The organism is Pseudomonas sp. (assembly GCF_032058845.1).
Classification (GTDB): domain Bacteria; phylum Pseudomonadota; class Gammaproteobacteria; order Pseudomonadales; family Pseudomonadaceae; genus Aquipseudomonas.
The window spans coordinates 1-20,877 of sequence record NZ_DAMCCR010000079.1 but is presented as its reverse complement, the minus strand read 5'-3'; the positions used below and the strand labels follow the sequence as shown (position 1 = coordinate 20,877).

The following is a 20,877-nucleotide window of genomic DNA, read 5'->3' as shown; positions in this document are numbered from 1 at the left end:
CACTGACCACCGCCCAGATCGTGGCCCTGACCACGGCGCAGATGAGTGCCTTCACCACCGCGCAGATCGCGGCCCTGACCACCACGCAAGTGGCGGCCCTGGAAACCGCTGACCTCGCCGCGCTGCCGGCCAACAGCATCGCCGCCCTGACCACGGCGCAAACCGCTGCCCTGACCACCGACCAGGTGGTGGCCTTGACCACGGCGCAAGTCGCCGCGCTCAAGCCTGCGCAAGTCGCTGCACTGACCACCACGCAAGTGGCGGCCATGCAGACCGTCGATGTCGCCGCGCTGAGCAGCGCCAGCATCGTTGCCTTGACCACCGCGCAAGTGGCGGCCCTGACCACGGCGCAAGTCGCCGCGCTCAAGCCGGCGCAGATCACCGCGATGGAGAACGCCGACCTCGCTGCGTTGACCACCGCGCAAGTGGTGGCGCTGACCACCGCCCAGATCACTGCGCTCAAGCCCACGCAGATCGCTGCGCTGACCACCACGCAAGTGGCGGCCCTGGAAAACGCCGACCTCGCGGTGCTGAGCAACACGCAAGTGGTGGCGCTCACCACGGCTCAGGTCGCCGCGTTGACCACCGCGCAGATCGGCGCCCTGAAGGCCACGCAGATCAGCGCCATGGAAACCGCTGACATCGCCGCCTTGACCACCGCGCAAGTGGTGGCCCTGAGCACTGCCCAGGTGTCGGCACTGACCACCGCCCAGGCCGCAGCCCTCACCACCACCCAGATCGCGGCCCTGGAAACCACCGACGTCGCGGCCCTGTCGCTGGCCAGCGTAGCCAGCCTGACCACCGCGCAGACCGCTGCCTTGACCACCGCCCAGGTGGTGGCCCTGACCACCGCTCAGGTGGCCGCGCTCAAGGTCACGCAGATTGCGGCCCTGACCACCACGCAAGTGGCGGCCATGGAGACCGCCGACATCGCAGCGCTCACGGCGCCGCAACTGGTGGCGCTGACCACCGCACAAGTGGCCGCCCTGACCACCGCGCAGATCGTCGCCCTCAAGCCGGCGCAGTTCGCTGCGCTGGAAACGGCCGACGTCGCGGCACTGACCACCACGCAGATCGTGGCCATCGAAACGGCTGACATGGCTGCGCTGACCACCGCCCAGGTGGCGGCACTGACCACCGCCCAGGCCGCGGTTCTGACCACTGCGCAGCTGTCGCACCTGTCGATGAACCAGGTCGATGCCTTCACCTCCGCGCAGTTGCAGGCCATGAGCGCCACGCAGATCGACGCCCTGGCGTTGTCCACCCCGCTGGTACTCGACCTCAACGGTGACGGCGTGCAAACCCAGCACCTGCGCGCCGGGGTGCAGTTCGACCTGAACGCCGACGGCCACAAGGAAACCACCGGCTGGGCCAGCGGCGGCGATGGGTTGCTGGTGCTCGACCGTAACGGTGACGGCCAGGTCAATGACGGTAGCGAGCTGTTCGGTTCGTCCTTCCGTCTGCCCGACGGCTCCCTGGCCAAGGACGGTTTCGAAGCCCTGGCCAGCCTGGACAGCAACCACGATGGCGTGGTCAACGCCTCCGACGCGCTGTTCTCGTCGCTGCAGGTATGGGTCGATAGCAACAACGACGGCGTGACCGATGCGGGCGAGCTGCACAGCCTGCATGACCTGGGCATCACCCAGTTCAACCTGGACGTGCACAAGACCACCGAGCTCAACCACGGCAACCTGATCGGCCTGAACGGCAGCTTCGAGACCAGCGACGGCCAGAGCCACACCATCGCCGACGTGTGGTTCCGCACCGATGGCAATGGCGCGCAGTCGATCGACCTGACCCAGGTGGATGTGAAAGCGCTCGGCGGCCAGGTGCTCAACCACCTCGACCTGGCGGCGGACAACGGCCAGGCCACCAGCCTGACCCTGGACGCTGCCGCAGTGGCGGCCCTGGGCCACGCCACCGACGCCGGCAACGGCGCGGCGGCACCGGTGCAACTGATCGTCGATGGCAACAGCAACGACAGCGTGAACATCACCGGCGATGCCGGCCACTGGCAGGCGGCAGGCACCACGCAGGTGGACGGCGCCAGCTACAACGTGTTCAACGACGGCGACGTGCAACTGCTGGTAGCGACCGATGTGCAGACTTGGATTCACTGATCGTCAGTGGTAAACCTTGACTGACCCGATACCGGCTCGAAAGGGTTCGGTATCGAGTTCAGTCGAGTTGATCTCAATTGGGGCTGCTCTGCAGCCCATCGCGGCTGAAGCCGCTCCCACAGGTCATGCGATCCTGTAGGAGCGGCTTCAGCCGCGATGGGCCGCAAAGCGGCCCTAATCGTTTGAACAAGCAGCATTGCATAAAGCGCGGTATTTCCTATGGAGACCCTGGCATCCATGCCGACCGACCCCCTTCAAAACCCAGACCTCGACAGCGTGCTGGCCAGTGCCTTGCAGCTGATCGAACGGGTGGCGCTCGAGCCGATGCAACTGCTGGACGTGGCCGAACGGCTCAACAACGCGCAGCGCCCGCATGACGTCGCGGCGCTGTACCAGCACTGGCTGCGTCATTGCCAGTCGTCGGTCAACTACATCATCCAGTTCAACCTCGGCGCGACCCTGACCCAGCTGGATCAGTGTGCCGAGGCCGAGCAGGCCTACCGCGCGGCCATCGCGCAGAATCCACGGTTTGCCCAGGCCTGGTTCAACCTCGGCACCTTGCAGGAACGCCAACAGCAGCCGCAGCTGGCCCTGGCCACCTGGCAGGCGGTGCTCGATCAGCGTCTGGTCGACGCCCCCGAGAGCCGCGAGCTGTACCTGATGACCTGCAACGCCATCGGCCGCCTCAGCGAGGAAACCCGCCAGTTGCAGGCGGCCGAAGCGGCCCTGCGCGCCAGCCTTGCCGCTGCGCCCGCACAGCCCAAGGTGATCCAGCACTGGGTGCACCTGCGCCAGAAACAGTGCGTGTGGCCCGTCTATGCGCCGCCCGCCGGGCTGACCCAAGGCGACCTGCTCAAGGCCTCGTCACCCCTGGCGCTGCTGGCTGCCAGTGACGATCCGGGCCTGCAACTGGCCGCGGCCATGCGTTTCGTACGCGAGCGGGTCAAGGTGCCGGCCGCCACCCTGGCGCCTGGCCAGGGCTACGGCCACAGCAAGCTGCGCATCGGTTTCCTGTCGTCGGACTTCTGCCTGCATGCGGTGTCGTTGCTGACCGTGGAGCTGTTCGAGCTGATCGACCGCGAACAGTTCGAGGTGTACGGTTTCTGCTGGAGCCGCGAGGACGGCTCGCCGCTGCGCGAGCGAGTCAAGCAGGCCATGGACCACTTCGTGCGTATCGCGGACCTGGATGATCTGGCCGCTGCGCAGTGCATCCGCCGCCATGAAATCGACATTCTCATCGACCTGCATGGCCTGACCGCCGGCGCCCGCCCGGACATTCCGGCGCTGCGTCCGGCACCGGTGCAGATGACCTACCTGGGCTTTCCCGGCAGCACCGGCCTGCCGGGTATCGACTACGTGATCGCCGACCGCTACCTGATCCCCGACAGCGAGCAGCCCTACTACAGCGAAACCCCGCTGTACCTGGCGCAGATCTACCAGTGCAGCGACCGCCAGCGCCCGGTGGCTGCGCTGCCCAGCCGCGCCGAGTGCGGGCTGCCGGACGATCGTTTCGTGTTCTGCTCGTTCAACAACAACTACAAGTTCAACGAGCCGGTGTTCGACTGCTGGATGCGCATCCTGCAGCGCACCCCCGGCAGCGTGCTCTGGCTGCTCGCCGACAACCCCTGGGCGCAGGCCAACCTGCGCGCGCGCGCGGCCGAACAGGGCGTTGACCCGCAGCGCCTGCTGTTCGCGCCACGGGTGCCGCCTTCGCAGTACCTGGCGCGCTACAGCACCGCCGACCTGTTCCTCGACACCTACCCGTTCAACGCCGGCACCACCGCCAACGATGCCCTGTGGATGGGCTTGCCGGTCTTGACCCGCTCCGGGCGCACCTTTGCCTCGCGCATGGCCGGCAGCCTGCTGACTTCACTGGGTTTACCGGAACTGATCTGCCATTCGCTGCAGGCCTATGAAGACCGCGCGGTGGAGTTGGCCAGCCACGGCGCGCGGCTGAGGGTATTGCGCGAACGCTTGAAATCGGGGCGTGAGACGTCGGTACTGTTCGATTCGCCGCGCTTTGTGCGCGACTTCGAAGACGCGCTCAAGCGCGTGGCACCGGGTGCCTGAGGCGGGGTGATGCGCCGGTCGCACGTCAGGTGATGCGCGACCGGCAGGGCAATGACGAAGGGATCACTCCTCGACGTTCATGTATTCCTTGGCCCAGCGGATGTAGTCCTCCGGCTGGGTGTAGGTATGCGACAGCTCGGTGGCATTGAGGTTTTCCGAGCGGTTCTGCTGGCCGCGTTGCAGGCGCAGGCAGTCATAGGTGGCCTTGATCGCCGCAAAGTAGGCCGCATGGCCGTCGACCACGATGCGCACGCCCAACTCGGCCAGGCGCTGGTCGTCACGCAGGTTCGGATTGCCATAGCTGACCAGCATCAGGGGCACGCTGAGGTGGCGGGAAATCTGTTCGAGGTGGTCGAAATCCTTGATGCCGACCATGCAGATGCCATCGGCGCCGGCCTTCTGGTAGCTCTGCGTACGGTGGATGACTTCTTCGGTGCTGAGGACCCCGGCGTTGGTGCGGGCGATGATCGCCATGGCCGAGTCGACCCGCGCCTCGATGGCCGCACGCACCTTGCCCACGCCCTCATCGACCGAGATCAGGTCGGTGGACTTGCGGCCGAATTGCGCTGGCAGCAACGTGTCTTCGATGGTCAGCGCGCTGACACCTGCGCGCTCCAGCTCGATCACCGTGCGCATCACGTTCAGCGCATTGCCGTAGCCGTGGTCGGCATCGGCGAGGAACGGCAACTGCGCGACGCGGCCAATGCGGGTGGCTTGCTCGACGAACTCGCTCAGCGTGATCAGGGCGAAGTCGGGGGCAGCCAGCACCTGCAGGGAGGCGACCGAGCCGCCCAGGATGCCGACCTCAAAGCCCAGGTCAGCGGCGATACGCGCCGACATGGGATCGAACACCGAAGCGGTGTGGTAGCAGGAACCCGATTCGAGCAACTGGCGGAACGCAAAACGCAGATCGTGGTGGGAAGCCTTGGGCATGGTCACTCCGCTGAAACGTCAAATTTGAACTGGCTCCCAGAGCCGGCCTTGCCGACCTGTTCCAATCATTGCCATGGGATGCGCTCCATGCACAGCATGCAGGCAGGGAATAGAAAACGCGGGATGCAGCAGTGGGGGATCACGCGACAATTTGCTGCACCAAGGTGGTGCAAAGCCAGTGATTCCGCTTGTTTGGTGCTGCCAAGATAGCACGCAGCCATGTTTCAGAAGATGAAAGGGGTTATGCCGATCGTGCATAGGGGATGCACATTTTACATAGATAGCTTCCTAACTCGGGATACACTCTGGCGACACGCCCCGGGCCCAGGCCCCTCCCTCGAGATCGTTCAGGTAATCCGTGACCACTGCCCTGCCCGAGCCCGCGCTGCGCGCTGTGCTCACTGCCCTGATGCTGGCCATTCTGCTCGGCGCGCTCGACCAGACTATCGTCGCTGTCTCCCTGCCCGCCATCTCTGCCGACTTCAACGACATCGGCCTGCTCGCCTGGGTCATCTCGGGCTACCTGGTGGCCATGACCGTGGCCGTGCCGATCTACGGCAAGCTCGGCGACCTGTATGGCCGCCGGCGGATGATCCTCACCGGTACGGCGCTGTTCACCCTGGCTTCGGTGGCCTGCGCGCTGGCGCAGAACATGGAACAGCTGGTCCTGGCGCGCGTGCTGCAAGGGATCGGCGCAGGCGGCATGGTGTCGGTCAGCCAGGCGATCATCGGCGACTACGTGCCGCCGCGTGAACGCGGCCGCTACCAGGGCTATTTCAGCAGCATGTACGCGCTGGCCAGCGTCGCCGGGCCGGTGCTTGGCGGTTGGCTGACGGCCTACCTGTCGTGGCACTGGGTCTTCTGGATCAACCTGCCCTTGGGCCTGGTTGCGCTGTGGGCGATCCATCGGGCGCTGGCCGGGCTGCCGGTGACCCGGCGCCAGGCACAGGTCGACTACGTGGGCGCGGTGTGGATGGTCCTTGGCCTGGGCAGCCTGCTGATGGGCGTGAGCCTGATCGGTCATGGGGAGGATTGGCGTTCGCCGGCGGTCATGGCGCTGTTCGGCGGCGCGCTGGTCGGCGGTCTGCTGTTGCTGCTGCAGGAACGGCGCTTCCCCGAGCCGCTGTTGCCGTTGGGGCTGTTTCGTAACCGGGTGGCGGTGCTGTGCTGGTGCGTGATCTTCTTCGCCAGCTTCCAGTCGATCTCGCTGACCATGCTGATACCGTTGCGCTACCAGGCGATTACCGGAGGCAGTGCCGACGCGGCGGCGTTGCACCTGTTGCCACTGGCGATGGGCCTGCCGCTGGGCGCGTTTACCGGCGGGCGCCTGACCAGCCGCACAGGCCGCTACAAGCCACAGATCCTCGCCGGCGCCCTGCTGATGCCGGTGGCAATCCTCGGCATGGCCCTGTGCGCGCCGCAGGCAACGGCCTTGAGCGCCGTGTTCATGTTGCTCACAGGGATCGCCGGTGGCTTGCAGTTCCCCACCTCACTGGTGGGCACGCAAAGCGCAGTGACCCGGCAGGACATCGGTGTGGCCACCAGCACCACCAACCTGTTCCGCTCGCTGGGTGGGGCGATGGGGGTGGCGATCATGTCCAGCCTGCTGCTCGCCCTGCTGCAGCATGGCGGCCTGACGCTGTTGAGCGATCCACTGCTGGGCGGCATTGCCGGCAGCCCAGCGAAAGCCCAGGGGCAGCAGGCACTCCTGGCGGTGTTTCGTCAGGTCTTGCTGGGCAGCGCCGCCGTTGCGCTGCTGGCGCTGCTCGCGGCGGTGGCATTGCCGGATCGCCAGCTGCGCGGGCATTGAGGGCGGCGGCGCGGATTGGCTGCTGCAGGCCATCCGGGCACGGCCGCCCTACAATCGTTCACAAATCACCGTTTGCGCAGGGCGGGGCTCAAGCGCAGCATGTCCAGCCCGGCATCGACCCAGTTTTGCGCATCGCCCAGCAGGTCGAAGCTGTCGGGTAGCAGCAGCCAGCGGCCGAACAGGCCATCGAAGTAAGCGAACAGCACCAAGGCGGCACGTTCGGGGTCAAGGTCTGCAGGCAATTGGCCACGGCGCACGGCATTGGTCATGGCGATGACGATGCCCTGATGACAGTCGAGCACCGAATGCTGGCGTTGCTGGCGGATTTCGCACATATCGTCGGTGAACTCGCACTTGTAGTGCAGGATCTCATTGATACGACGCGTGCGCGGGTCGAGAACCAGTTCCTTGCAGACTTGCAGTAACAATTTTCGGATACAGCCAAGCGGATCGACTTCGTCTTCACTCTCGCTGGCACGTGCCAGGTGATCGTGGGTTTCGTGCAGTGCATCGAGCAGCGCCTGGACCAGTTCCACCTTGTCGCTGAAATGCCAGTAGATGGCACCGCGAGTGACCCCTGCCAGTTGCGCGATGTCGGTCAGGGTCGTGCGCGCCACGCCACGACGATAGAAGGCTTTTTCCGCCGCTTCGATGATCTGGGCACGGGTTTCCTGGGCTTCTTCTTTGGTACGACGAACCATGGCAGCAAAAACCTCACATCAGGCCCGGGCCGAGAATCCAGCGCGGGAATCCACCGGGACGCCTCTGACGTGCGCCTCTCGGACCGTATTCAACAGGTTGCAGGTAGTCGCCGAGTACCACCTGGCGGTATTTACAAACAACCGTGAATGTAAGTATATTGCTTAGCAAGCTATTTATCCACCCGATAGCATTATTCGTACGCACACATCTATTACCCTTGAGCTCCCCCTGCTCCCGCGTTCCGAGGATCCTCATGCACTTCAAGCCAGCTGTTACCGCTCTGGTTTCCGCCGTCGCCCTGGCCACATTGCTCAGCGGCTGTAAGAAAGAAGAGGCGCCGCCAGCTGCGCAGGCCCCTCAAGTCGGCGTTGTCACCCTGCAAGCACAAGCCTTCACCCTGACCTCGGAACTGCCGGGGCGTACTACGGCGTTCCGCATGGCCGAAGTGCGCCCACAGGTCAACGGCATCATTCTCAAGCGTCTGTTCAAGGAAGGCAGCGACGTCAAGCAGGGGCAGCAGCTGTACCAGATCGACCCTGCCGTCTACGAGACCACCCTGGCCACTGCTCAGGCGGACCTGCAAGCCACGCGCTCGCTGGCCGGCCGCTACAAGCAACTGATCGACGAACAAGCCGTCAGCCGCCAAGAATACGACAACGCCAATGCCAAGCGCCTGCAGGCCGAAGCCACCTTGAAAAGCGCACAGATCGACCTGCGCTACACCAAGGTGATGGCACCGATCAGCGGCCGTATCGGCCGTTCGGCGGTCACCGAAGGTGCGCTGGTCAACAGCGGCCAGGCCAACGCCATGGCCACCATCCAGCAGCTCGACCCGATCTACGTCGACGTCACCCAGTCCACTGCCGAGCTGCTCAAGCTGCGCCGTGACTTGGCCAGCGGCAACCTGCAGAAAGCCGGCGACAACGCTGCGCAAGTGCAGTTGGTGCTCGAAGACGGCAGCCTGTTCCAGCAGCAGGGCCGGCTGGAGTTCTCGGAAGTGGCCGTCGATGAAACCACCGGCTCCGTGACCCTGCGCGCGATCTTCCCCAACCCCGACCACGCCCTGCTGCCCGGTATGTTCGTGCACGCGCGGCTCAAGTCCGGGGTCCGCTCCAACGCCATCCTGGCGCCGCAGCAAGGCGTGACCCGCGACCTCAAGGGCACCCCGACCGCGCTGGTGGTGAACAAGGACAACAAGGTCGAGCTGCGTGAACTCAAGGCCAACCGTACCCAAGGCAGCGACTGGCTGATCGAGGAAGGCCTGAACCCAGGCGACCGCCTGATCACCGAAGGCCTGCAGTATGTTCGCCCAGGCGTCGAGGTGAAGGTCAGCGAGGCCACCAACCTGAAGAAGCCGAACACCCCTGACCCGGCCAAGGCCAGCGACGCAGACGCCAAAGCGGAGTAAACCATGTCGAAGTTCTTTATCGATCGCCCGATCTTCGCGTGGGTCATCGCCCTGGTCATCATGCTGGTCGGCGCCCTGTCGATCCTCAAGTTGCCGATCAACCAGTACCCGAGCATCGCGCCGCCGGCCATCGCCATCGCCGTGAGCTACCCGGGTGCGTCCGCGCAGACCGTGCAGGACACCGTGGTACAGGTCATCGAGCAGCAGCTCAACGGCATCGACAACCTGCGCTATGTGTCGTCGGAAAGTAACTCCGACGGCAGCATGACCATCACCGCCACCTTCGAGCAGGGCACCAACCCTGACACCGCGCAGGTGCAGGTACAGAACAAGCTCAACCTGGCCACCCCACTGCTGCCCCAAGAAGTGCAGCAACAGGGCATCCGCGTGACCAAGGCGGTGAAGAACTTCCTGATGGTCATCGGCCTGGTGTCCGAAGACGGCAGCATGACCAAGGACGACCTGGCCAACTACATCGTCTCGACCATGCAGGACCCGATCTCGCGCACCGCGGGTGTGGGTGACTTCCAGGTGTTCGGCGCGCAGTACGCCATGCGCATCTGGCTCGATCCGGCCAAGCTGAACAAATTCCAGCTGACCCCGGTCGATGTGCGCACCGCCATCACCGCGCAGAACGTGCAGGTATCGTCCGGCCAGCTCGGCGGCCTGCCGGCCGTGCCCGGCACCCAGCTCAACGCCACCATCATCGGCAAGACCCGCCTGCAGACCGCCGAGCAGTTCGAGAAGATCCTGCTCAAGGTCAACAGCGACGGGTCGCAGGTGCGGGTGAGTGATGTCGCCAAGGTCGGCCTGGGTGGCGAGAACTACTCCGTCAGCGCCCAGTTCAACGGCAAGCCTGCCTCGGGCCTGGCGATCAAGCTGGCAACCGGCGCCAACGCCCTGGACACCGCCAAGGCCCTGCGCCAGACCATCAGCGACCTGGAGCCCTTCTTCCCGCCCGGGATGAAAGCGGTGTTCCCGTATGACACCACGCCGGTGGTCACCGAATCGATCAGTGGGGTGATTCACACCCTGATCGAAGCCGTGGTGCTGGTGTTCCTGGTGATGTACCTGTTCCTGCAGAACTTCCGTGCCACCATCATCACCACGATGACCGTGCCGGTGGTGTTGCTGGGTACCTTCGGCATCCTGGCCGCGTTCGGTTTCAGCATCAACACCCTGACCATGTTCGCCATGGTGCTGGCCATCGGCTTGCTGGTGGACGACGCCATCGTCGTGGTGGAGAACGTCGAGCGGGTCATGTCCGAAGAGGGGCTACCGCCCAAGCAGGCGACCAAGAAGTCGATGGAGCAGATCCAGGGCGCGCTGGTCGGTATTGCCCTGGTGCTCTCGGCGGTACTGCTGCCCATGGCCTTCTTCGGCGGCTCCACAGGCGTGATTTACCGGCAGTTCTCGATCACCATCGTATCGGCTATGGGCCTGTCGGTGCTGGTGGCGTTGGTGTTCACCCCGGCGCTGTGCGCGACCATGCTCAAGCCGCTGAAGAAAGGCGAGCACCACTCCGGCAAGAGCGGCTTCTTCCGCTGGTTCAACCGCAACTTCGACCGCAGCGTGCAGGGTTACGAGCGCAGCGTGGGCTTCATCTTGCGTCGCAAGCTGCCGTTCCTGCTGGCTTATGCGCTGATCGTGGTCGGCATGATCTGGCTGTTCATGCGCATCCCTGCCGCGTTCCTGCCCGAAGAAGACCAGGGCGTGCTGTTCGCCCAGGTGCAGACGCCGGCCGGTTCCAGTGCCGAGCGCACCCAGGATGTGGTCGACCAGATGCGTGCCTATCTGCTCAAGGACGAAGCCGATACGGTCTCGTCGGTGTTTACCGTCACCGGCTTCAACTTCGCCGGCCGCGGGCAGAGCTCGGGCATGGCCTTCATCATGCTCAAACCGTGGGGCGAACGTTCTGCAGAGAACAGCGTGTTTGGCCTGGCCCAGCGCGCGCAGCAGCACTTCTTCACCTTCCGTGACGCCATGGTGTTCGCCTTCGCCCCGCCTGCGGTGCTGGAGCTGGGTAACGCCAGCGGCTTCGACGTGTTCCTCCAGGACCGCGCCGGTGTCGGCCACGCGAAGCTCATGGAGGCGCGCAACGAGTTCCTCGGCAAGGCCTCGCAGAGCAAGATCCTCGCGGGTGTGCGTCCAAACGGCCTGAACGATGAGCCGCAGTACCAGCTGATCGTCGATGACGAACGCGCCAGTGCATTGGGCGTGACCATCGCCGACATCAACAACACCCTGTCCATCGCCTTGGGCGGCAGCTATGTCAACGACTTCATCGACCGTGGTCGGGTCAAGAAGGTCTACATCCAGGGCGAATCCAGCGCGCGCATGAGCCCCGAAGACCTGAAGAAATGGTACGTGCGCAACGGCAAGGGCGAGATGGTGCCGTTCTCCTCCTTCGCCAGTGGCGAGTGGACCTACGGCTCGCCGAAGCTGTCGCGCTACAACGGTGTCGAGGCGGTCGAAGTGCTCGGTACTCCGGCACCCGGCTACAGCACCGGTGAAGCCATGGCCGAAGTCGAACGCATCGCCGGCGAGCTGCCCGATGGCATCGGCTACGCCTGGACCGGCATGTCGTATGAGGAAAAACTCTCAGGCTCGCAGATGCCGGCGCTGTTCGCGCTGTCGATCCTGTTCGTCTTCCTCTGCCTGGCGGCGCTGTATGAAAGCTGGTCGATCCCGATCGCGGTCGTACTGGTGGTGCCGCTCGGCATCATCGGTGCGCTGATCGCCACCAGCCTGCGCGGGCTGTCCAACGACGTGTACTTCCTAGTGGGGCTGCTGACCACCATCGGCCTGGCGGCGAAGAACGCGATCCTGATCGTCGAGTTCGCCAAAGAGCTGCACGAGCAAGGCAAGAGCCTGTACGACGCCACCATCGAAGCCTGCCGGATGCGTTTGCGCCCGATCATCATGACCTCGCTGGCGTTCATTCTCGGCGTGGTACCGTTGACCATCGCCAGCGGCGCGGGCTCGGGCAGCCAGCATGCCATTGGTACCGGCGTCATCGGCGGCATGATCAGTGCCACCGTATTGGCCATCTTCTGGGTGCCGTTGTTCTTCGTGGCCGTGTCGTCGGTATTCGGCGGCAAGAAGAAGCCCGAAGACGACCACACGCCTGACACTCCTGAAACTCCACGTTATGAGGCTGGGCAATGACCAAGTCCTTGCTGTCCCTGGCGGTAACCGCCCTGATTCTGAGCGGTTGCTCGCTGATCCCTGACTACCAGACGCCCGAGGCGCCAGTCCCGGCGCAATTCCCGCAAGGCCCGGCGTACTCGCCGGCCGAGTCGGCCAATGTGGCGGCGGCAGAACAGGGCTGGCGCCAGTTCTTCACCGACCGCGCGCTGCAACAGCTGATTCAGACGTCGCTGGAAAACAACCGTGACCTGCGCGTTGCCGCGCTGAACATCGACGCCTACCGCGCGCAGTACCGCATCCAGCGCGCCGATCTGTTCCCGGCCGTATCCGCCGATGCCAGCGGCAGCCGCCAGCGGGTGCCGTCCGACCTGTCGCAGACCGGCCGTTCCGGCATCACCAGCCAGTACTCGGCAACGCTTGGTGTCAGCGCCTACGAGCTGGACCTGTTCGGCAGAGTGCGCAGCCTCAGCCAACAGGCCCTGGAAACCTACCTGTCGAGTGAAGAGGCTCGCCGCTCCACGCAGATCGCTCTGGTGGCCAGCGTGGCCAACGCCTACTACACCTGGCAGGCGGATCAGGCGCAATTGCGCGTGACCCAGGACACGCTCAAGGCCTTCCAGGAGAGCTTGAACCTGACCCAGCGCAGCACCGACGTCGGTGTGTCCTCGGCGCTCGATCTGAGCCAGGCGCGCACTTCCGTGGAAGGCGCGCGGGTCAAGCTGGCGCAGTACCAGCGCCTGGTGGCGCAGGACGTCAACAGCCTGACTGTGCTACTGGGCACCGGTATTCCGAGCAACCTGCCCGAGCCCCTGGCGCTGGATGCCGATCAGTTGGCCGAAGTACCGGCCGGTCTGCCTTCGGACCTGCTGCAGCGTCGCCCGGACATCCAGGAGGCCGAACACCTGCTCAAGGCTGCGAACGCCAACATCGGCGCGGCGCGGGCGGCGTTCTTCCCACGCATCAGCCTGACCGCCAATGCCGGGACCCTGAGCCCGGACATGAGTGGCCTGTTCGGCGGTGGCTCGGGCACCTGGCTGTTCCAGCCACAGATCAGCCTGCCGATCTTCAACGCCGGTGCGCTGAAGGCCAGCCTGGAATATTCGAAAATCCAGAAAGACATCAACGTCGCCAAGTACGAGAAGACCATCCAGACCGCCTTCCAGGAAGTTGCCGATGGGCTGACCGCACGCAAGACCTACCAGGATCAGTTACAGGCCCAGCGTGACCTGGTCGCCGCGAACAAGGACTACTACCGCCTGGCCGAACGCCGTTATCGCATCGGCATCGACAGCAACCTGACGTTCCTCGACGCCCAGCGCTCGCTGTTCAGCGTGCAACAGGCGCTGATTACCGATCGGTTGTCGCAGCTGGTCAGCGAAGTGAACCTGTACAAGGCCTTGGGTGGCGGCTGGTATGAGCGCACGGGGGAGGCGAACCAGCAGGCGGCGCGGTAATCGAAGCGGGGCGACGGCGCTGGCTGGCGAAGGCCAGCGCCATTCACCAGAAGCTTTGGGCGCCTGCCGGCGCCATCGCGGCTAACCGGGGCGCCGGATCGGCCGCTCCTACTCGACCGCATCAGGCTGACGTGATACGCAAATCGTAGAAGCGGCCGGTCCGGCGCGCCGGTCAGTCGTAATAGCCGGCGCAGCCGACCTGATGCAGACAGCACCCCTCGATCTGACGAGCCCGTCCTCCGGGATCGTTTGTCCGGATCAGGTGAAAGACAGTTAGCGCCTGCAGGGTGGTCTTCAACCGCGCCAATCCAGGCGTGCGGTTACCGCTGAATGCGCGGGGTAACCCTGACGGCCACCGTCCTCATGCCCCTATCCCTCGCACTGATTCCTGCCGCCCCGTGCGCTTTTCCCCCGGCACTGGCAAAATGAACCAACTAGAACATTCCGTTCGGTAATCGCCCTGTTCCGCCTGCGGCGAATTGCCTCGCCCTACCCTTCGCAGCACCATCGGCCTCGCAATGTACCAAACGTTCCCTTTTGCCCAGGGCTCTGGCTGCAGGGTGTCCTGCAGCGTACTGCCGTGCCGATAACAACAAGAGATCTTCGACAGATGAACACTCCTCATCCCGCACGCCACCTGCTGCCTGGCCTGTTGGCCGTGTCTTGCAGCCTGCCGGCCCTGGCCGCCGATGGCGGCTTCATGGAAGACGCCAAGGCCACGCTGAACCTGCGTAACTTCTACATCAACCGCAATTTCGTCGACCCTGGCAATCGCCAGAGCAAGGCCGAGGAGTGGACGCAAAGCTTCATCCTCGACGCCCGCTCAGGCTTCAACCCCAGGCACGGTCGGCTTCGGGGTCGATGTGCTCGGCCTGTACTCGGTCAAGCTCGACGGCGGTCGTGGCACAGGCGGTACGCAGTTGCTGCCGATCCATGACGATGGCCGCCCAGCCGATGACTTTGGCCGGTTGGGCGTCGCCCTCAAGGCGAAAATCTCCCAGACCGAGCTGAAAGTGGGTGAGTGGATGCCGGTGCTGCCGATCCTGCGTTCCGACGACGGCCGTTCGTTGCCACAGACCTTCCGCGGGGCGCAGGTGGTGTCGCGCGAAATCGAGGGTTTGAGCCTGTACGGCGGTCAGTTCCGAGCCAACAGCCCGCGCAACGACGCCAGCATGGAAGACATGTTCTTCAACGGCCGCCCCGCCGCCACCTCCGACCGCTTCAACTTTGCCGGCGGTGAGTACACCTTCAACGACAAGCGCACCCTGGTCGGCTTGTGGAACGCCCAGCTCAAGGACGTCTACCAGCAGCAGTACCTGAACCTGCAACACAGCCAGCCGGTAGGCGACTGGACCCTGGCCGCCAACCTTGGCTACTTCATCGGCAAGGAAGACGGCAGCGAGCGCGCCGGCGATCTGGACAACCGCACCGCCTCTGCGCTGCTCTCGGCCAAGTACCAAGGGCACACCTTCTATGTCGGCTTGCAGAAAGTCAGCGGGGACGACGCCTGGTTCAGGGTCAACGGCACCAGTGGCGGCACGCTCGCCAACGACAGCTACAACGCCAGCTTCGACAACGCCAAGGAACGCTCCTGGCAGGTGCGTCACGACTTCAACTTCGCCAGCATCGGCGTGCCCGGGCTGACCCTGATGAACCGCTACATCAAAGGCGAAAACGTGCACACCGCCGTGGTTGACGATGGCAAGGAGTGGGCTCGCGAGAGCGAGCTGGCCTATGCGGTGCAGTCGGGCGCCTTCAAGGACCTCACCGTGAAGTGGCGCAACTCGACCATGCGCCGGGATTACAGCACCAATGCGTTCGATGAGAACCGACTGATTGTGAGTTATCCGTTCAGCTTGCTGTAAGGGCTGTAAGGGCTGTCGAGACTGTGGGCCGGCGTGCGATTGCGGGGTGTGACGCGCAGGGCCTGATCTTGACCCTAGAACCTTGTCTACCCGTTACCCGGTCTGCGTGCCCATCGTGCAGGTCAGGTGGGCCGACGGGCGCCGCACTGGTGTTGTGTCGATTTATGGATAGCTGGGGATCTTGCAACCTGCCATGGTTGGGTTGCCTGGGCGGCAGCTTTTCGCCTTTACGGCGACCTACTTTTGCAAGGGTGCAAAAGTAGGCAAAAGACCCCGTGCTCCACCAGCCGGCCCTCCACTGCGCTGCGCTCCGTTGCGGGTGCCCTGCGTTACGGCGCGCTTCGGGCCTGCGCGGCCTACGGTTTGCTGCGCAAACCTACATCTCGCGCCTTCGGCTACGCCTCAGGGACGCTGCGCGTCCGCCCCTACGCACACCGCAACGCAGGCCGGCTGAAGTCGCGATTGATGGCGCCTGGACTGGCCGGGTATGGATTGCATGGAGGGCCACAAGATACGACAGCCATGCAAAGCCGCAAGCTGGTGGGCAACGAACCTCACGAAGTACTAAAAACCGGAGGGATATCAGGTCTGGTTAACGCGCGCTTTGCTACCCACTCGCCAACCACTCATGCCAGCACATCCCACAATCCCCCATCAGCAACGCCATATCCCCAACCGTGCAATAAAACAGCCACAAGCCCCCCACACGCCCCTATCCCCCGCCAGCCCAGGCGCCGCCAATCGCGACTTCAGCCGGCCTGCGTTGTGGTGTGCGCAGGGGCGGGCGCGCAGCGCACCTGAGGCGCAGCCGAAGGTGCGAGATGTAGGTTTGCGCAGCAAACCGTAGGCCGCGCAGCCCTGGAGCGCGCCACAACGCAGGGCACCCGTAACGCAGCGCAGCGCAGTGAAGGGCCGGCTGGTGGAGCACGCGGGTTTTGCCTACTTTTGCCCGGCAAAAGTAGGTCGCCGTAAAGGCGAAAAGCTGCCGCCCAGGCAACGACCTTACCGCATGAAATGCAATCAGCAGCCCTCGCCGCGCCAGCGAAGTAACGCAGCGCAGCGCAGTGAAGGGCAGGCTGGCGAAGCACGCGGGTTTTGCCTACCTTTGCCCGGCAAAAGTAGGTCGCCGTAAAGGTGAAAGGCTGCCGCCCAGGCAACGACCTTACCGCATGAAATGCAATCAGCAGCCCTCGCCGCGCCAGCGAAATGGCAGCCCGCGCTTAACGCGACTCCACCCCCAACTCATCCCACACCGACTCCGCCAGATGAAACGTCGCATTGGCCGCCGGAATCCCGCAATAGATCGCGCTCTGCATCAGCACCTCCTTGATCTCATCGCGCGTCACGCCGTTGTTCGCAGCCGCACGCAAGTGCAATTTCAGCTCATCGTTGCGATTCATCCCGATCAGCATGGCGATCGTGATCAAGCTGCGGGTGTGCCGCGGCAACCCAGGCCGCGTCCAGATATCACCCCAGGCATGCCGGGTGATCATGTTCTGAAACTCGCTGTTGAAGTCGGTCAGCTTGTCCAGACTGCGGTCCACATGCGCATCGCCCAGCACCTCGCGGCGCACGTGCATGCCGGCTTCGTAACGTTGTTGCTCATCCATCGAACAGCCCTCAGCAAGCTTGCAGAAAATCGAGCACGCGGCGTGTGAACGGCGCGCCGGTCTCCACGTTCGACAAGTGCGCTGCCGCAAACTCGACGAACTGCGCACCGTCAATGTGCGCCTGCAGGAAGCGGCCATGTTCCGGCGTGGTCACTACATCATGAGTGCCTGCCACGATCAGCGTCGGCACCTGAATCTGCTGCACCTGCTCGCGGTAGTCGGCATCGCGCACGGCGGCGCAGTTGGCGGCATAGCCTTCAGGCGAGGTGCTGGCCAGCATCTGCGTGATGCGCTGGGCCCCGGCGGGCTCAGCCTCGACGAAGCCTGGGGTGAACCAGCGCGCCAGGGAGCCGTCGCGCAGGTTGAGCATCGCCGCTTGGCCGCCTGCCAGCACAGCATCGATGCGGTCATTCCACACCTGCGCGCTGCCGATCAATGCGGCGGTGTTGCACAACGTCAGGCTGAGCAGGCGGTCACCCGCGTTGATGCCCAGCCATTGGCCGATCAGGCCGCCCATCGACAGCCCGACGAAATGCGCCTTGGGGATGTCGAGCGCATCGAGCAGTGCCAGCACATCAGCGCCCAGTTGCGCGATGCTGTACGGCCCCTCGGTAACCAGCGACTGGCCATGACCACGGGTGTCATAGCGCAGCACGCGAAAATGCTCGCACCACACCGCCACTTGCGCGTCCCACATGCCCAGGTCGGTGCCCAGCGAGTTCGACAACACCAGCACCGGCGCATCGGCCGGGCCCTGCAGTTGGTAGTTCAGTACGCCATCAGCCAGTTGCAGATGTGCCACAGCGGTCTCCTTCAGGCAGAAAATTGTTGATGTTCAGCCACCGCCCGCGCCACCCACACGCGCGCCTGACCGAGGTAATGGGCAGGGTCGAGCAAGCGATCGAGTTCATCGCTCGACAACTGCTCGGCCACCTGCGGCTCGTCGCCGAGTACGCTGCGCAGGTGACGGTGTTCGGCGACGGCGCGCTGGCAGCACTGTTCGAGCAGATGATGGGCACGGTCGCGGCCCAGGCGCTGCGCCAGCACGATGCTCACGGCTTCGGCCAGCACCAGGCCCTGGGTCAGGTCGAGGTTCTGGCGCATGCGCTCGGTGTCGACCTGCAAGCCATCGGCAATGACCTGCGCATGCTGCAAGGCGCCCGAAACCAGGCAGCAGATCTCCGGCAGGGTCTCCCATTCGGCATGCCACAGGCCCAGGCTGCGCTCGTGCTCCTGGGGCATGGCCGAAAACAGCGTCGAGACCAGCCCCGGCACGCGCGTGGCAGCACCGATCAGCACCGCTGCGCCCACCGGATTGCGCTTGTGCGGCATGGTCGAAGAACCGCCCTTGCCCGGCGCCGAGGGTTCGAACACTTCGCCGGCCTCGGTCTGCATCAACAGGCTGACGTCTCGCCCGAACTTACCCAGGCTTCCGGCGATCAGGCCCAGCACTGAACCCAGCTCGACCAGGCGATCACGCTGGGTGTGCCAGGGTTGCTCGGGCAGGGTCAGTTGCAGTTGCTCGGCCAGCGCCTCGGCGACGGGCAACGCTTTGCTGCCCAGCGCGGCCAGGCTCCCAGAGGCGCCGCCGAACTGCAGCACCAGAAAGCGTGGTTTGAGTTCTTTGAGGCGCTGGCGATGGCGGGTCAGCGCGCCGAGCACACTGGCGAGCTTCATGCCGAGGGTGACTGGGGTTGCATGCTGCAGCCACGTGCGCCCGACCAGTACCGTATCGGCGTGCAACAGGGCCTGGCGTGACAGCGTGTCAGCCAGCGTGCCGAGGTCGGTTTCGAGCAAGGCCAGGGCAGCGCGCAGTTGCAGCACCAGCCCGGTGTCCATGGCGTCCTGGCTGGTGGCGCCCAGGTGCACGTAGCGCTCGGCTTCGGCCACACCACTGGCCACCACCTTGCCCAACGCCTTGACCAGCGGAATCGCCGAGTTGCCGGCGCTGCAGATCGCCTGCGCCAACGCCTGGACGTCATAGCGTTCGGCCTTGCAGGCCGCCTCGATCGCCGGCACCGCGCTGGGCGGCACCAGCCCTACCGAGGCCTCGGCGCGGGCCAGGGCAGCTTCGAAATCGAGCATGCCCTGCAGGCGACCCCGGTCGGAAAACACCTCACGCATGGGTGCAGCGGTGAAGTAGGCGTCGAACAGCTGGTTACCCAGGTGCGGGGTCATGCGCACTCCTCAGTGATCATCGTGCAGGTAGCTGGCTTTTTTCGGCAGCCGCAGGCTGAACAGGAAGGCCACCGCCATCATGGCAGTGACGTACCAGTAGAAGGTGTTCTCGATGCCCATCGACTTGAGGTTCAGGGCCACGTACTCCGCCGACCCGCCGAACAGGGCGTTGGCCACCGCATAGGCCAGGCCCACGCCCAGGGCGCGCACCTGCGCCGGGAACATCTCGGCCTTCACCAGACCACTGATCGAGGTATACAGGCTGACGATGGCCAGGGCCACGGTCACCAGCAGGAAGGCCATGATCGGGCTGGTAACGGTCTTCAGCGCCATCAGCAGCGGCACGGTGAACAGCGTGCCCAGCGCACCGAACAGCAGCATCGAGTTACGCCGCCCGATGCGGTCGGAGAGCATGCCGAACAGCGGCTGCATCAACATGAACAGGAACAGCGCGCCAGTCATCACGTAGCTGGCGTGCTTGGCGGGCATGCCGGCCGTATTGACCAGGAACTTCTGCATGTAGGTGGTGAAGGTGTAGAAAATCAGCGAACCGCCGGCGGTGTAGCCGAGCACGGTGATGAAGGCCGCGCCGTGGTTGCGGAACAGCCCGCTGATCGAACCGGCGTCCTTGTCTTGGCGGGTTTCGGCGCTGCTGGTTTCCTCCAGCGAGCGACGCAGCATCAGCGAGATCACCGCCGCCACCGCACCGACCACGAACGGAATGCGCCAGCCCCAGGCGCGCAGCTCTTCTTCACTCAGCAGCTGCTGCAGAATCACCACCACCAGCACCGCCAGCAGCTGCCCGCCGATCAGCGTGACGTACTGGAACGAGGCGAAGAAGCCGCGCTGGCCGCGCAGGGCCACTTCACTCATGTACGTGGCCGTGGTGCCGTACTCACCACCCACCGACAGGCCCTGGATCAAGCGCGCGATCAACAGCAGCGCGGGCGCCCAGGTGCCGATGCTGGCGTAGGTCGGCAGACAGGCGATCATCAGCGAGCCGGCGCACATCATCAGCACCGAGATCATCAGCGAGTTCTTGCGCCCGTGGCGGTCGGCCAGGCGGCCGAAGATCCAGCCGCCGATGGGCCGCATGAGGAAACCTGCGGCGAACACACCCGCGGTGTTGAGCAACTGCACGGTGGGGTCATCGGACGGGAAGAACGCCGGTGCGAAGTAGATGGCGCAGAAGGCGTAGACATAGAAGTCGAACCATTCCACGAGGTTGCCCGAGGAGGCGCCGACGATGGCGAAGACGCGTTTCTTGCGCTCTTCGGCGGTGTAGTGGGGGGTAGTCATGGACGGGTTGCTCCTGAGGGGGTCACAGGTAAGTCTAGACATACCCGGTTACATGCTTGTTCAACAGTGCGCAGGGGCGCCCGCCCCCACGCGCCGTGTACACGCCTGGTCAGACCCGCTCGATGGCCAACGCGAGGCCCTGCCCTACGCCCACGCACAGCGTCGCCAGGCCCTTGCGCCCGCCGCTCTTCTCCAACTGATGCAGCGCCGTGAGCACCAGACGCGCGCCGCTCATGCCCAACGGATGGCCGAGGGCGATCGCGCCGCCATTGGGATTG

At 64.7% G+C, this 20,877-nt stretch carries 11 protein-coding genes and 3 pseudogenes; 7 read left to right on the top strand and 7 right to left on the bottom strand.

The annotated features are described in order from the left end of the window. A pseudogene (locus RT028_RS14975) lies at window positions 1-2,120 on the top strand (hypothetical protein); the annotation flags it as partial. A 237-nt stretch (window positions 2,121-2,357) separates the two neighbouring features. Next, a complete protein-coding gene (locus RT028_RS14970; RefSeq protein WP_312935907.1) occupies window positions 2,358-4,190 on the top strand; it encodes a tetratricopeptide repeat protein in 1,833 nt (610 codons plus the stop codon). A gap of 63 nt (window positions 4,191-4,253) precedes the next feature. Here the strand turns inward: RT028_RS14970 and RT028_RS14965 are convergent, their stop codons facing one another. Continuing rightward, complete coding sequence (locus RT028_RS14965) at window positions 4,254-5,123, bottom strand: oxaloacetate decarboxylase (protein WP_312935906.1); 870 nt, start codon at window positions 5,121-5,123, stop codon at window positions 4,254-4,256. 358 nt (window positions 5,124-5,481) lie between these two features. Between RT028_RS14965 and RT028_RS14960 the strand changes: the two genes are divergently transcribed. After that, complete coding sequence (locus RT028_RS14960) at window positions 5,482-6,933, top strand: MDR family MFS transporter (protein ID WP_312935905.1); 1,452 nt, start codon at window positions 5,482-5,484, stop codon at window positions 6,931-6,933. Between the two features lie 65 nt (window positions 6,934-6,998). Here the strand turns inward: RT028_RS14960 and RT028_RS14955 are convergent, their stop codons facing one another. Then, the gene (locus RT028_RS14955) at window positions 6,999-7,634 is read right to left on the bottom strand and encodes a TetR family transcriptional regulator (protein WP_312935904.1); all 636 of its coding nucleotides are present in this window, start codon (window positions 7,632-7,634) and stop codon (window positions 6,999-7,001) included. Between the two features lie 254 nt (window positions 7,635-7,888). On the opposite strand from RT028_RS14955, the gene RT028_RS14950 reads away from it, so the two are divergent. The 4 genes and pseudogenes from RT028_RS14950 (at window position 7,889) to RT028_RS14935 (ending at window position 15,512) form a co-directional block, all read left to right on the top strand. Continuing rightward, window positions 7,889-9,043 carry an efflux RND transporter periplasmic adaptor subunit gene (locus RT028_RS14950; protein WP_312935903.1) on the top strand — a complete coding sequence of 385 codons (1,155 nt, stop codon included), beginning with the start codon at window positions 7,889-7,891 and terminating at the stop codon, window positions 9,041-9,043. Window positions 9,044-9,046: 3 nt separating this feature from the next. Beyond that, complete coding sequence (gene ttgB, locus RT028_RS14945; RefSeq protein ID WP_312935902.1) at window positions 9,047-12,211, top strand: multidrug efflux RND transporter permease subunit TtgB; 3,165 nt, start codon at window positions 9,047-9,049, stop codon at window positions 12,209-12,211. Continuing rightward, window positions 12,208-13,647, top strand: coding sequence for an AdeC/AdeK/OprM family multidrug efflux complex outer membrane factor (gene adeC / locus RT028_RS14940; RefSeq protein ID WP_312935901.1), 1,440 nt, complete (start codon window positions 12,208-12,210; stop codon window positions 13,645-13,647). Before ttgB ends, adeC begins: the two co-directional genes overlap by 4 nt. A 610-nt stretch (window positions 13,648-14,257) precedes the next feature. Further along, window positions 14,258-15,512, top strand: a pseudogene (locus RT028_RS14935) (OprD family porin). A 1,220-nt stretch (window positions 15,513-16,732) separates the two neighbouring features. Here RT028_RS14935 and pcaC read toward each other — a convergent pair. The 5 genes and pseudogenes from pcaC to RT028_RS14910 form a co-directional block, all read right to left on the bottom strand. Continuing rightward, window positions 16,733-17,122: a 4-carboxymuconolactone decarboxylase gene (pcaC, locus tag RT028_RS14930; RefSeq protein WP_312935900.1), complete on the bottom strand. Its 390-nt coding sequence runs from the start codon at window positions 17,120-17,122 to the stop codon at window positions 16,733-16,735. Window positions 17,123-17,132: 10 nt separating this feature from the next. Next, a complete protein-coding gene (gene pcaD / locus RT028_RS14925) occupies window positions 17,133-17,924 on the bottom strand; it encodes a 3-oxoadipate enol-lactonase (protein WP_312935899.1) in 792 nt (263 codons plus the stop codon). An 11-nt stretch (window positions 17,925-17,935) separates the two neighbouring features. Next, complete coding sequence (locus RT028_RS14920; RefSeq protein ID WP_312935898.1) at window positions 17,936-19,300, bottom strand: 3-carboxy-cis,cis-muconate cycloisomerase; 1,365 nt, start codon at window positions 19,298-19,300, stop codon at window positions 17,936-17,938. A 9-nt stretch (window positions 19,301-19,309) separates the two neighbouring features. After that, window positions 19,310-20,599: an MFS family transporter gene (locus RT028_RS14915; protein WP_312935897.1), complete on the bottom strand. Its 1,290-nt coding sequence runs from the start codon at window positions 20,597-20,599 to the stop codon at window positions 19,310-19,312. 109 nt (window positions 20,600-20,708) lie between these two features. Further along, window positions 20,709-20,877 (bottom strand): annotated as a pseudogene (locus tag RT028_RS14910) (3-oxoadipyl-CoA thiolase); the annotation flags it as partial.

Excerpts from the sequence above, each read along its gene's own strand:
- RT028_RS14915 (WP_312935897.1), bottom strand. The coding sequence starts at position 20,599 with ATGACTACCCCCCACTACACCGCCGAAGAGCGCAAGAAACGCGTCTTC.
- RT028_RS14965 (WP_312935906.1), bottom strand. The coding sequence starts at position 5,123 with ATGCCCAAGGCTTCCCACCACGATCTGCGTTTTGCGTTCCGCCAGTTG.
- adeC (WP_312935901.1), top strand. The coding sequence starts at position 12,208 with ATGACCAAGTCCTTGCTGTCCCTGGCGGTAACCGCCCTGATTCTGAGC.
- RT028_RS14920 (WP_312935898.1), bottom strand. The coding sequence starts at position 19,300 with ATGACCCCGCACCTGGGTAACCAGCTGTTCGACGCCTACTTCACCGCT.
- RT028_RS14970 (WP_312935907.1), top strand. The coding sequence starts at position 2,358 with ATGCCGACCGACCCCCTTCAAAACCCAGACCTCGACAGCGTGCTGGCC.
- RT028_RS14950 (WP_312935903.1), top strand. The coding sequence starts at position 7,889 with ATGCACTTCAAGCCAGCTGTTACCGCTCTGGTTTCCGCCGTCGCCCTG.
- RT028_RS14955 (WP_312935904.1), bottom strand. The coding sequence starts at position 7,634 with ATGGTTCGTCGTACCAAAGAAGAAGCCCAGGAAACCCGTGCCCAGATC.
- ttgB (WP_312935902.1), top strand. The coding sequence starts at position 9,047 with ATGTCGAAGTTCTTTATCGATCGCCCGATCTTCGCGTGGGTCATCGCC.
- pcaC (WP_312935900.1), bottom strand. The coding sequence starts at position 17,122 with ATGGATGAGCAACAACGTTACGAAGCCGGCATGCACGTGCGCCGCGAG.